At 53.5% G+C, this 12,554-nt stretch carries 8 protein-coding genes and 3 pseudogenes; 6 read left to right on the forward strand and 5 right to left on the reverse strand.

What is annotated here, in order from left to right:
* The 4 genes from lpdA to EH207_RS03385 are packed head-to-tail and all read right to left on the reverse strand — an operon-like array spanning window position 1 to window position 4,925.
* Window positions 1-1,398, reverse strand: coding sequence for a dihydrolipoyl dehydrogenase (gene lpdA / locus EH207_RS03370; protein ID WP_137712735.1), 1,398 nt, complete (start codon window positions 1,396-1,398; stop codon window positions 1-3).
* Window positions 1,399-1,406: 8 nt separating this feature from the next.
* Window positions 1,407-2,930, reverse strand: coding sequence for a 2-oxo acid dehydrogenase subunit E2 (locus tag EH207_RS03375; RefSeq protein WP_137712736.1), 1,524 nt, complete (start codon window positions 2,928-2,930; stop codon window positions 1,407-1,409).
* A gap of 2 nt (window positions 2,931-2,932) precedes the next feature.
* A complete protein-coding gene (locus EH207_RS03380; RefSeq protein ID WP_137712737.1) occupies window positions 2,933-3,952 on the reverse strand; it encodes an alpha-ketoacid dehydrogenase subunit beta in 1,020 nt (339 codons plus the stop codon).
* Between the two features lie 10 nt (window positions 3,953-3,962).
* Window positions 3,963-4,925, reverse strand: a complete 963-nt coding sequence (locus EH207_RS03385; protein ID WP_137712738.1) for a thiamine pyrophosphate-dependent dehydrogenase E1 component subunit alpha — start codon at window positions 4,923-4,925, stop codon at window positions 3,963-3,965.
* 213 nt (window positions 4,926-5,138) lie between these two features.
* Here EH207_RS03385 and EH207_RS03390 point away from each other — a divergent pair, with 213 nt between their 5' ends.
* The 4 genes and pseudogenes from EH207_RS03390 to EH207_RS18075 form a co-directional block, all read left to right on the forward strand.
* The gene (locus EH207_RS03390; RefSeq protein WP_137712739.1) at window positions 5,139-7,898 is read left to right on the forward strand and encodes a winged helix-turn-helix domain-containing protein; all 2,760 of its coding nucleotides are present in this window, start codon (window positions 5,139-5,141) and stop codon (window positions 7,896-7,898) included.
* A 413-nt stretch (window positions 7,899-8,311) separates the two neighbouring features.
* A pseudogene (locus tag EH207_RS03395) lies at window positions 8,312-9,079 on the forward strand (IS3 family transposase); the annotation flags it as partial.
* Between the two features lie 20 nt (window positions 9,080-9,099).
* A pseudogene (locus tag EH207_RS03400) lies at window positions 9,100-9,216 on the forward strand (IS110 family transposase); the annotation flags it as partial.
* An 80-nt stretch (window positions 9,217-9,296) separates the two neighbouring features.
* Window positions 9,297-9,497, forward strand: a pseudogene (locus tag EH207_RS18075) (transposase); the annotation flags it as partial.
* Window positions 9,498-9,617: 120 nt separating this feature from the next.
* Here the strand turns inward: EH207_RS18075 and EH207_RS03410 are convergent.
* Window positions 9,618-10,484 carry a LysR family transcriptional regulator gene (locus EH207_RS03410; RefSeq protein WP_175413631.1) on the reverse strand — a complete coding sequence of 289 codons (867 nt, stop codon included), beginning with the start codon at window positions 10,482-10,484 and terminating at the stop codon, window positions 9,618-9,620.
* 194 nt (window positions 10,485-10,678) lie between these two features.
* Between EH207_RS03410 and EH207_RS03415 the strand changes: the two genes are divergently transcribed.
* Both EH207_RS03415 and EH207_RS03420 read left to right on the forward strand, forming a co-directional pair.
* Entirely contained in the window at window positions 10,679-12,184 is a 1,506-nt protein-coding gene (locus tag EH207_RS03415; RefSeq protein WP_217496119.1) for an MFS transporter, read from the forward strand.
* A 133-nt stretch (window positions 12,185-12,317) separates the two neighbouring features.
* Window positions 12,318-12,545 (forward strand): acyl carrier protein, encoded by a 228-nt coding sequence (locus tag EH207_RS03420; RefSeq protein WP_137712741.1) that lies wholly within the window; start codon window positions 12,318-12,320, stop codon window positions 12,543-12,545.
* The last annotated feature ends 9 nt before the right edge of the window (window positions 12,546-12,554 follow it).

A 12,554-nucleotide genomic window follows, 5' to 3' on the forward strand; every position in this document is an offset into this window, starting at 1 on the left:
TTATTGATGTAATGCTTTGCCGCCGGCGGCCAGCACCGCCTCGTGCATCGCTTCGCTCAGCGTCGGGTGGGCGAAAATAACCTGACTCAACGATTCTTCAGTGGCTTCAAGATAATGAGCGATGCCGAATCCCTGGATCTGTTCGGTCACCTCCGGTCCCACCATATGCGCGCCAAGCAGTTCGCCGCTGTCCCGATCAAAAATGGTTTTCACAAAGCCCAATGCTTCTCCCATCGCCAGTGCTTTACCGTTGGCCCGATAGTCGAAACGGCCGACTGAAATCGCCCGGCCGTCCGCCCGCGCCGCCGCTTCACTCAGGCCGAAACTGGCCACTTGCGGCCGGGAGTAGGTGCAGGCCGGGATCGCGCGCTTATCCAGCGGAGCGACATGAGCAACGCCTGCCAATTTTTCCACACAGATCACCGCCTCATGGCTGGCCTTGTGCGCCAGACAGGGCGCGCCGGCGACGTCGCCGATGGCATAAAGGCCGAAAACGTTGGTGCGGCACCATGGGTCGGTTTTAATGTAGCCGCCCTCGATCTCAACCCCCAATGCTTCCAATCCAAGATCTTCATAGTTGGCCCGCACGCCGACGGCCAGCAGCACCTGGCTGACATCGACCGTTTGCTGGTTGCCGTTCGCCAGTCGAATACCGCATCTGGCGCGCTCGGCATCCGTTTCCACCGCGGTAACGCCGGCATTGGTCAGGAGGGTGATGCCGCGTTGGGTAAACTGACGGGCAACCAGCGCGGAAACCTCGGCGTCCTCCAGCGGCATAATGCGATCGGCGATCTCCACCAGCGTCACCGCGCAGCCCAGATCGTTATACAGGCTGGCGAACTCGACGCCGATGGCGCCGGTGCCGACAATCAGCAATGAGGGCGGCACCGCCTCGGGGATCAAGGCGTTAATGTAGTTCCAGATGCGCTTGCCGTCCGGCGTGATGCCGGGCAACCCGCGCGGCCGCGAACCGGTAGCCAGAATGATATGATCGGCGCGATAACCCCGTTCATCGCCGCCGGCTCTCACGCTGACTTCCCCTTTGCCGGTCAGCGTCGCCGTACCGGTCATGACGGTAACGCCGTTTTTTTTCAGCAGCGAGGCAATGCCGGCGGTCAGCCCGGCGGACACGCTGCGGCTGCGGGCCACCAGTTTACCGATATCGAAACGAACCGCGTCCGCGCTGAATCCGAACTCATCCATATGCGCCAGTTGATGGGCCAGTTCTGCGCCGCGCAGCAGCGCCTTGGTGGGGATACAGCCCCAATTGAGGCATACGCCCCCCAAATGTTGCTTCTCCACCAGCGCAGTGCTGAGTCCCAGTTGCGCCGCGCGGATGGCGGCGACATAGCCGCCCGGTCCGCCGCCAATAACCAAAACGTCATAGTTATCTTTCATTTCCGCTCCTATACCAGCAGCGCGGTGGGATTTTCCACCAGATGCTTCAGTTGGTTAAGAAATTCGGCCCCGCTGGCGCCATCAACCACCCGATGGTCGCAGGACAGCGTGACGCTCATCAACGTGCGCACCAGTACCTGATCCTGATCCGCCGCCACACGGCGCTCACCGGCGCCGATCGCCAGAATAGCGACCTGCGGCGGATTGATAATGGCGTCGAACTGACGCACGCCATGCATCCCGAGATTGGAAATACTGAACGTGCCGCCCTGGAACTCCTCCGGCTTCAGGGTTCCCGCTCTGGCCTTGGTCACCAGCGTTAACATTTCCCCGGCGATTTCAGCCAGCGTCTTGCGATTCGCCGCCCGGATAATCGGGGTAATCAAACCCGCGGGCAGGGCCACCGCAATCGAAATATCCGCGTCGTGGTAATGCTGGATCTCCTGGCGATCCTGATCGAATAGCGCATTAACGCCCGGCACTTTAATCAATGCCAGACCGCAGGCTTTAATCAGCATATCCGTGACCGATAATTTGACCGACGGTACCGCCCCGTTGATCTCTTTACGCAACGCCAGCAGACGATCCAGCGCCAAATCCATTTGCAGACGAAAATGCGGCGCATTGCGTTTCGACTCTTGCAAACGAGAGGCAATCGCCCGGCGCATGCCGCTCATGGCGCTAACCTCATAGGCCGGCGTTGGCACGTTTCCGTCCGTCGCATTGTCCGCCGCCAGCGGGATAGTCAAACGCGCGGCGGCCTGTTCGACATCCGCCTGGCACACTCGCCCCCGGCTCCCCGTGGCCCGGCAGTCGTGCAGATTGATCCCCAGTCCGGCGGCCAGACGGCGGGCAACCGGCGTCGCCGCTACCTGACTGTCATCCTGTCGTGAAGCGGGTTGGCGCGTCGCCCGTACCTGACGCTCAGGCGCTTTAACTTTACCGCCATGTTGAACGATGGCCGCATCAATATCGGTGATCGAAATGCGCCCGTCCCGTCCGCTGCCGGCAACCTTGCTCAGATCGATACCCAAAGACGTTGCCAGACGCCGCGCATGCGGCGTGGCGAAGCTATCCGCTCCGCCGTCGCCAAGCAGCGCCGCCGGCACCTGATAAGCGGCGGACGCCTCTACCGGCGTCTCTGTCTTTGTCTTTTTGACACTGGCGACCGGAACGACCTCGACCGGCGCGGCGACCTCGACCGGCGCGGCGGCCGGCGGCGGACTCACGGCGCTATCGCCACCCGTCAGGTCGGCAAGAAAACGATCGAGCTCGTCATCGCCGACCTCAGCGTCAGCCGCCAGCGCCAACGGCGCGCCGACCGGCACCGTTTCGCCCGGCTGTACCAGAATACGTCGCAGCACGCCCGCAAAGGGCGCTTCCAGCACGTTGGTGATCTTGCTGGATTCAATCTCGCAAACCTCCTGCCCGGCGGTAAAACTTTCCCCTAGGTTAATCAGCCAGATATTAAGCGTTCCTTCCTCCATCGACAGTCCCCACTTAGGTACTTCGATTACCCGAATGGCGCTCATAATCACTCCTCCATCACTTTGCGAACCGCGGTCTTGATGCGATCGACGCTGGGTATCCAGGCCTGTTCCAGCACCGGAGAGAACGGAATCGGCGTATGGGGCGGCGTCACCATCACAATCGGCGCTTTTAGCAGGTAGAAACCTTTAGAGGCGATCAGCGCGGCGACGTCGTGGGCAAAACCAAATCTGGCCGCCGACTCATCAACGATCACCACACGGCCGGTGGCGGCAACGGATTCAAGAATACCGTCCTCATCCAGCGGCGAAACGGTACGCGGATCGACAACTTCCACCGAGATCCCCTCTTTGGCCAACTGATCCGCCGTCTGATTGGCGTTATGCACCATCGCCGCCAGCGCAATAATGGTGACATCCGTGCCTTCGCGGGTGTAGTTGGCGACGCCAAACGGGATCGTGTAATCCTGTTCCGGCACTTCGCCTTTGCTGTCGTACAAAACCTTGTGCTCGCAGAACACCACCGGATCGTCGTCGCGGATAGACTGGATCAGCAAGCCCTTGGCGTCATAGGGCGACGACGGGACCACCACTTTCAGACCGGGCGTGGAAGCAAAAATATTGTAGGGGGATTGCGAGTGCTGGGCCGCCGCCGAAAAGCCCGCGCCAATCATGCCGCGCACCACCAGCGGCGCCCTGGCCTTACCGCCGAACATATAGCGGAATTTCGCCGCCTGGTTGTAAAGCATGTCATGACTGACGCCGAAAAAATCCATAAACATCAGCTCCGCCACCGGCCGCAGCCCGGTCAGCGCCGCCCCAGCGGCCATGCCGATGATGGCGGACTCGGTTATCGGGGTATCGACTACCCTGGAGGAGCCGAACTTGGTCCACAACCCTTTGGTGACGCCCAGTACTCCGCCCATCGCTTCGCCACGGGATCCCAGTTCCGCTGTACCGGCCTGACCGCCGCACACATCTTCGCCAATCAGCACCACGCGCTCATCCCGTTCCATTTCATGCGCCAGCGCTTCTCTTATCGCTTCACGATACGTTTTGATTGCCATTGCCGTGCCCTCAGTAAGAGACATAAACGTCGGTAAGTACTTGTTCCACAGTCGGGAGAGGCGCCGCCCGGGCTTTCAGTACCGCATCATCCACCAGCGTCTGAACATCGCTATCGATGGCGGCCAGATCGCTGGCGGAAATCTTCCCTTTCACTTTCTCACTGAAGATTTTCAAAGGATCTTTGTCTTCACGCAGGCGGTCGACTTCGCCTTCCTGACGGTAAAGCATCGGGTCGCCTTCGAAATGCCCGTGCCAGCGGGTTGCCACCGCTTCAATGACGCTGGGTCCTCCGCCGCTGCGCGCACGCCGCACCGCTTCTTCGGCGGCCTGGTAAACGGCAAAAAAGTCGGTGCCGTCCACCCGCACCGCCGGCAAGCCGAAACCGCTGGCGCGACCGGCGATATCCCGTCCCGCCACCGCATAGTCATGGCCGGTGCCTTCGCCAAAACCGTTATTTTCAAACACGAAGATGGCGGGCAACTGTAATACCACCGCCATATTGATGGCTTCGAAAACCAGCCCCTGGTTGGAGCCGCCATCGCCGGTAAAGGAGACGGCCACATCCTTCGTACCCAGCGTTTTGGCCGTCAGCGCCGCCCCGATCACCAGCGGCGGCGCCCCGCCGACAATCGCATTGGCGCCGAGCATCCCTTTGGTCAGATCGGCGATATGCATCGAACCGCCTTTCCCCCGGCACAAACCGGTATCCCGGCCAAAAATTTCCGCCATCATGCCGTGGATATCACAGCCTTTGGCAATGCAATGTCCGTGTCCGCGGTGGGTGGAGCCGATATAGTCCCGATCGCTCAGGTTTTGACAAACGCCGACAGCAATTGCTTCCTCACCGCTATACAGATGGATAAACCCCGGAATATCCCCTGTGGTATTTTCCTGATGCAGCCGCTCCTCAAAAACGCGGATCTCACGCATTTTGCGATAGGCCTGCAATAATGCCTGCTTGCTTAAAGACATGTTTTTGCCCTCACTCACTTGGTTTACCGCTGTTAACGGTGACCCCTATCACGGGATCCACCCTCGTCAGAGATTAAGATAGGGGGATAAAACGGCGGGGGTAACTACCCTTACGGGTGGGTAAGGCCACTAAATCGGGGGGATAAAAAGCACAGCCGTCACGCCGGGGAATCACAATCTGATGACAACAGGACCACATGAGGATGATGCCCCATGAATGAGAACCTTTTGTATCCGACACAAACGTCAGTCGTCGATTATCGCCAGAAATCATTTACACTCAGCCACGGCTTGCCGCTGATAGCAACGAAACTCTGTCCACCGCGCACCTCGGAGGTCGTTTTACGTCGCGAACGGCTGCTGTCACGTCTGGATTGGGTTCATCAGCGCAGCCTGGCGCTGGTCTGTGCCGGCGCAGGGTTCGGCAAAACCACCCTGCTCAGCCAATGGCATCGGGCGCTGATTTCTCAGGGCCACTGCGCCGCCTGGCTGAGTCTGGATGAACAAGACAACGCCCTGCATGATTTCCGGCGTTATCTGTTAGCCGCCCTGCATCCATACTGCCGCGGGCTGTTCAGTCAACTTGAACCCATATCGCCGGGCGCCTCGCTTTGCACGGAGGACGGCTTTATGCGTAACCTGATCAATAGCCTGAGCCAACGCCAAACCGCGCTGTATCTGGTACTTGACGATTTTCATCTGATTCGTAATCCGGTGATTCTGCAAGATATCAACGAATTGGTGAACTACGCCCCGGCCTGTCTGCATCTGCTGCTGGGGAGCCGCAGCCTGCCGGCGCTGCCGCTGGCGCGTATGCGGGCGGGCAATCAGATGGTTATTATCGATATCAACGATCTGCGCTTTAATCCGTCGGAGATTCTGGCGTATTTTACCGAAACCACCCATCAGAATCTCGATCAGGCCGAGGTTCAACGGCTGCTGAATATCACCGAAGGCTGGATCATCGGCATCCAGATTGCCGCCCTGTCGTCGGCCGCCGCCGACGGCAACGCATTATTTCAAACGCTCGAAGGTCCGGCCGGCACCAAACAGATGGCGCATTATTTGCAGGAAGTCGTGCTGAATCCGCTGCCGCCGGAAATACAGCAGTTTTTGCTACAAACCTCGATTCTCAATCGCTTCACGCCGGAGCTGTGTAATGCGGTAACGCTGCGTAATGACGGTAAACAGATGCTGACCTTCATCGAACAGCATAACCTGTTCATTTCACCGCTGGACGAACAAGGAGGCTGGTTCCGCTACCATGTGTTGTTTGCCGAGGCGCAGTATGAACGGCTGGTCAACGGGCCGATAAAGATCGCCGAACTGCACGAACGGGCCAGCAACTGGCTGGCGGCCAATGGTCACTGGGCGGAAGCCATCCGTCACGCTCTGGCGGCGGGCAAGCTGGACAACAGCGCCGCCTACGCCGCGCCAAGCGCGCAATCACTGGCCGAAGAAGGCGATCTTGATACGCTGGTTCGCTGGCTACAGCAGTTGCCGTTAACCGAAGGGGCGCACGAAGAGCACATCGATCTACAGTTGAATCTGGCCTGGGCGCTGGCCCACTACTTTCGTTTAGATGAAGCGCAAACGCTGCTGAACCGGCTACAGTCCTATTTCACTCGTCATCAATTAAGCAAGCATTTACGCATTAAATGGCAGGTTATCAGCGCGATTTCCGCTTCTTTCGCTGAAGATATCATGGCAAGTGAAGCATTGACCAGGCCGTTGCTGAGTCAGATCCCCTGCGGAGATAGTTGGGTGGACGGTCTGGTGTGTAATGTCCTCAGCTATAATTATCTGGCTCAGGATCGCTACCAGGAAGCCGCCGAGGTGCAACAACATATGCCTGAGCCTTCCACTCCTCAGGACCATCTGTTCGTTAGCGTTTACCGGGCCTTTATTCTGGGACTCAATCATGTGCGTCAGGCGGATTTACGCACCGGTGAAATTTACTACCGCCAGGCGTTAACCCAGGCCGAACGTCTGACCGGCGCGGGCTCTTGCGGCAGCGCGACGCTGCAAGCCCTGCTCGCGGAGATCCATTACGAACAGGATAACACCCTGCTGCTGGATTCGCAGGTCGCCCCCCATTTAGCCAAAATCGATATTATCGCGCCGCCGGATGCCCTGCTGAGCGCCTATCGGGCGTTGGTCCGGCGGGAATTGCTGCGCGATGCGGGACAGGCGAAAGTGCTGCTGGAACACGCGCAACAGGTGGTTATCGGCCGTGGTTGGCCGCGGCTGCAAGGGATGCTGCTGGCGGAACAGATCCGAGTCTCCGTGTTGCACAACCAAAGATGTCAGGCACAGGAATTGATGTGCCAGTTAATCGAGCTGAGTGAAAAAAACCAACAAACGTTTCCACTCGCCAACTACCTGTACACCAGCCGTATCACCGCACAGACCCAGATGCTCATCGATGACGGCCATGCTGGTAAGGCGGCCCGCCTGCTGTGGTCGCTGGCGCAACGACTGGAAAAACGCCGTTGCATACTGGAAGCGCTAAGGCAACGGGCTTTGTGCGCAGTAGCCTGGTGGCGGGACGGAGATCGGCAGCGGGCCGGCGATGTGCTGTTGCCGGTTATGAAGCTGGCAAAAAGTCAAAATCTGAAACGCAGCCTGTTGGATGCCGGGGACGAAATCTACCCGATACTTCACCATATTCAAGGGAAAGTGACCATCGGCGATCGGAGCTATATCGCCAATTTGCTAGGCGATGCGCCCCGGGCTGAGGTAGACCCAATCGCCGATTGGAATCCGTTGCCCCCCCTGACCGAACGGGAAAACCAGACGCTGCTGCTGATCGCTCAGGGCCGTTCGAACAAAGAGATCGCTCGTACCATGGCGATCTCGGTTGATACGGTTAAATGGCACTTAAAGAATCTTTACGGCAAACTGGAGGTGACCAGCCGCACCCAGGCGATGAGCCGGGTCAGAATGCTGAGTGAAGTCGACTGTGCTGAATAAAAAATCACCGCGAGTCGTGTTCAACATTGCTTACGACGGCCCGGAGAGATATTGGCGAAAAAGAATCTATCTGTGATTACCAAGGGATACTGACGGTATAATTACCCAGCGATTTTGACGCAACCAGATTACCAACTCCTCATATATCAATCAATTAAACGACCATCAGGCCGTTTGTTGTATTGATTTTCCCCTGGCGAAGCGTAAAGCAGTCGCGTTCATAGGATCTGGCTTCGCCGCGGAGAGTAGTAGACAGGCAGAACGGGATAACTTGTTGGCTCTATAAAGCAAAACGGACGTCAGTAGATGTCCATTTCTAAATGAGTGGCAGACTCGGAATCGATAGTTAGCGTGATTATTTGTTTCATAATATTATTTAATGGTTAAGTACGATATTGAGTCCCTCTTAGAGCCTGAGGCGCCCTGTTAATGTGCAAAGAATTGAATTACGAAGTCGGGTGAGAGCATTTCATTCTCTCAGTCGTGGCGCTGCGGGTAGTCGGGCAATCAGCCAGATGCTGCGACAGAGTGGCGTTGATGCAGGCCGGTGGCTGGCGCGACGACTGATGCAGGAATGCGGACTGACAAGTCGCCAGCCGGTTAAACATCGCTACCGGGTAAACGAAGACAACAGTCCGCCATTGCCAAACTTGTTGAATCGGCAGTTTAACCCTGCCGCACCAAATCGCGTCTGGTGCGGCGACATCAGTTTTATTCGTCTGCAGGATAAATGGTGCTATCTCGCGCTTGTCGTTGATTTATATTCACGCCGGATTATCGGTTCAGCCCTCTCATCAACCGCTGATGCTGATTGGGTGTGCAGGGCGTTGTGTAATGCTTTGGAAACACGACCGCGTGATGGTCGTCTGCTGTTTCATTCAGATCAAGGGGTTCAATATAAAAGCAATAAATACAGAAAGTTACTCTGGCGTTATGGGGTAATGCAAAGTATGAGTCGCCGGGGGAATTGCCTGGATAACTCGCCGATGGAAAGAGTCTTTCGTAGCCTTAAAAGTGAATGGCTTCCAAAAGGCGGGTATGGTGATTTTAGCCATGCGGTACGCGATATAAACCAGTGGGTAAATGGTTATTACAACGCATACCGCCCTCATACGAACAATGGTGGTTTATCCCCTTGCTTACATGAAGAAAAATGGAAACAGGTTATTCCGGTGTCTTGATTTTGTGATCCACTACAGTCGGAAAGCCTAAAAAAGTAGCGTTGGTTGCCTGTATGCGCAAACTTCTGATTATCCTGAATGCCATAGTAAGAAAGAATGAGAAATGGGATGCGTCTTACCATCAAATGGCAATGTAAAATTATCGTTCAAGACAGTTGCTGACAGAAGGGGTGCTGACTTCACTGGCATTATGTTTACCTCTGCGAACAGGTGATGAGATGGGCAAAACTACGCCAGCAGCCGCGGGTTTGCCTCATCATCGACAGGACAGGTTTCCCGTCCGTCAGTACAGCACCGGCGGAAAAACAACGCTGATGGGTATCAGCAAACGGGGAGATTAAAACCTGAGACAGCTACTAGTGCAATGCGCGAGGGGGGTTATGCAACGCTGGAATATAACCCGATGCGTCTGGCAGAGTAGGTGGAGGGGCTACTTGCCAGATATCATTCGAATGCGGTGGCGTACCTCTGGCGAACATTTACTTTGCTACCAACATAAGACCGCGACTCATTAACTTCGTAAAACAGTGCGATATTCTCATATACCACAACTCTTTTGATGATAATTTTTATAAACTTTCGCAATCGCCTGAATAGTGGCACGACTTTTTTGGTCTGATAACGCAGAATGCAAAACAATATCCAATGGAGGAAGCGTAGGGAGGGCAAATTTTTCGCTCACTTCGTTTAAGTGAGGTGGTGCCAGACGATAGGGTAATACACCAACAGCAATTCCACTTGATATAGCCGCAATTACCGCAGGAACACCTACGCCCACAAAAACTTCTTGGAAGTCGATACCTGACTGGCGCAGCAGTCGTGTAGCCTGATCACGGATACCACATTCAGGAGAAAGACTGGCTAGTTGCAAAGGCTGACTAGGGAATAGCGCAAAATCAGGGGTGGCGAACCATCCGAAGCGCTCTGGACATAAAACCAAGCCATCGCGCCTGTCGTCATCATTACGCACGATCACCGCATCAAGTTGGTCATTACCAAACTCATGCATAAGCACATGCGAACTATCAACTTTAACCTCAATTAACTGTGAAGGATTGAGTGATCTCAACTTGGCGAAAATCTCCGGAACTTCCGGTCCCATGACATAGCATGAAATTCCTAGTTTGAATTTTCTATCTACTGTTGTCGTTAGGCTTAAAATAGCTCGTTCATGAGAGTTGAGGAGGTCTTGAGCTGATTCGATAAAGCTTCTACCAAAGACCGAAAGGCGCACTTGACGAGGAGTACGCTCAATCAATTTTTGCCCTAACCTGTCCTCCAAGCGTTTAAGTTTAACGCTTAAAGCACCTTGCGTTGAACCCAATTCACTGGCGGCTCGGGTAAAACTCTTAGACTCTGCTATTTTGACAAATACCCTAACGGCATCAATATCCAGAGAGATCATTTCAACTATTCCGTTTTGTTGTCATCTATTCCGTTTTGTTGTCATAGATATACGACATTACACCATATCTGGACAGCGAGAAAAATGTTACATTTTACTTCCCTTTAGAACACTTAATAAATTCAATCTGTTACTTGCAATAAGTGTTTGTTTATAAATGTGTCATTTCATCAGAACTACGGAGCGAAATGTAAATGGTCGCGACCATATCATCGAAAAATAAGATAGCGCTTGCTGCGGTGTGCTTATCGGCGATAATGCTGGGTTTAGAAATAACCAGTATTCCTTCAATTTTACCTACATTGGAAAAGACGCTTCCCGCTGAATTCAGACAATTACAATGGATAATGAATGCCTATACCCTTGCCATGTGTTCTAGCCTAGTTGCAATGGGGGCATTAGCAGATCGCTTTGGTCGGAAGCGCATTTTCATGGTCGGTATTACCATTTTTGGTGTGGCCTCGTTAATCTGTGGTTTGGCTACTAGTGCAGCGTTATTGATAGGGGCTCGTTTTCTGCAAGGTGCCAGTGCGGCAGCGATGCTCTCCTGTCAGGTTGCCGTGCTATCGCATCAGTTTAGGGATGGGCCAGAAAGGGGGATCGCCTTTGGTTGGTGGGGAATTATGTTTGGCCTCGGATTGGGTTTCGGTCCGATTGTTGGTGGTGCCATTCTTGCAATATTGAGTTGGCATTGGGTGTTTCTCATCCACGTAGTTATAGCTATTGCGACAGTGACCGCAGCACGTGTAGGGGTAGTGGAATCTGGTGACCCGCATGTTGTCAGAATTGATCTTGGCGGCATCATTACTTTGCCTATTGCGGTGTTTGGCTTTGTCTATCTGATAACCCAGGGGAATGAGATGAACCTAACATCCTCCGTAGGCAAAGGGATTCTCGCTATAAGTGTTGCCAGTTTGTTGCTGTTCGTTTTTATTGAGTTAAAAAGCAAACGTCCAATCTTTGACTTCAAAGCATTCCGCATTCGTAATTTCTCTGTTGCTTTGCTGGGGGCGAGTGGGATGAACTTCTCTTTCTGGCCATTCGTTATCTATTTTCCGATTTATCTGCAGTCTGTGCTTGGTTACAGCAGCGTGGCGGCAGGGCTGATTGTGCTGGCTTATACATTGCCTACTATTGTTATTCCACCTTACGCCGAGCGTCTATTACAAAAGCGTGGACCAGGCTTTGTTATTCCAGTTGGTCTGTTTACTATTGGGGTAGGTTTCGCATTGTTGCATTTTGTAATTACTTCAAGCAATTCAAGTTGGTTAACTTTGCTGCCAGGATGCTTGATCGCTGGCATTGGCTTAGGGTTGACCAATACCCCGGTAACCAACACCTCAACCGGCTCTCTGCCTCCCGAGCGTGCTGGAATGGCTTCAGGCATGGAATTTAGTGCCAGAATGATCTCATTAGCAATTAATATCGCAGTGATGGGCTTTATATTGATTTCAGGTGTTACAGCTAGCTTGATCAATTCCGTACCAGGGAATACTTTGGCTGGGATCGCAAATACTGTGGCGGCTGGTAATTTTAATCAGGAACAGCTTCATGGGATAACTGTAGATACAGCTCATGCTGCATTTGTACATGGTATAGGTTGGGTAACATTATATGGAACATTAGCACCAGTTATTATTGGATTGTTGGCTTCGTTTATTGCAGAAAAGCAGTCCTCTAAACTTTCTGTTGCTGATTAACTTAAATCTCAAGTTGATTATGTTATTTTAAATAAAATTATATTTTATCTTCTTTCTATAAACAGCGAGATAGTGACCACGTATATCAACAATAATACGACACGCTATCTCGCTCTATAATATCGGGAATAATATGGAAAATAGTCTTGAAGTTGTACGTCCGCAAATCTCACTGGTTTTAGATATGGATCAAAAAGATATTACTCTTGAAACAAATTTAAAAGAAAATGAAAAGTGGGATTCTTTTGCTATTCTTGCTGCTGTCGCATTAGTGACTAAGCATACAGGAAAGCAAATGACAGTGGATGAAATGAAAAAAATAACAAATGTTGGTGACTTGGTGGCTTTTTTAAAAGCTTAAGAGATATAT

This window comes from Brenneria rubrifaciens (genome assembly GCF_005484945.1).
GTDB lineage: Bacteria > Pseudomonadota > Gammaproteobacteria > Enterobacterales > Enterobacteriaceae > Brenneria > Brenneria rubrifaciens.

Excerpts from the sequence above, each read along its gene's own strand:
- lpdA (WP_137712735.1), bottom strand. The coding sequence starts at position 1,398 with ATGAAAGATAACTATGACGTTTTGGTTATTGGCGGCGGACCGGGCGGC.
- EH207_RS03375 (WP_137712736.1), bottom strand. The coding sequence starts at position 2,930 with ATGAGCGCCATTCGGGTAATCGAAGTACCTAAGTGGGGACTGTCGATG.
- EH207_RS03380 (WP_137712737.1), bottom strand. The coding sequence starts at position 3,952 with ATGGCAATCAAAACGTATCGTGAAGCGATAAGAGAAGCGCTGGCGCAT.
- EH207_RS03385 (WP_137712738.1), bottom strand. The coding sequence starts at position 4,925 with ATGTCTTTAAGCAAGCAGGCATTATTGCAGGCCTATCGCAAAATGCGT.
- EH207_RS03390 (WP_137712739.1), top strand. The coding sequence starts at position 5,139 with ATGAATGAGAACCTTTTGTATCCGACACAAACGTCAGTCGTCGATTAT.
- EH207_RS03410 (WP_175413631.1), bottom strand. The coding sequence starts at position 10,484 with ATGATCTCTCTGGATATTGATGCCGTTAGGGTATTTGTCAAAATAGCA.
- EH207_RS03415 (WP_217496119.1), top strand. The coding sequence starts at position 10,679 with ATGGTCGCGACCATATCATCGAAAAATAAGATAGCGCTTGCTGCGGTG.
- EH207_RS03420 (WP_137712741.1), top strand. The coding sequence starts at position 12,318 with ATGGAAAATAGTCTTGAAGTTGTACGTCCGCAAATCTCACTGGTTTTA.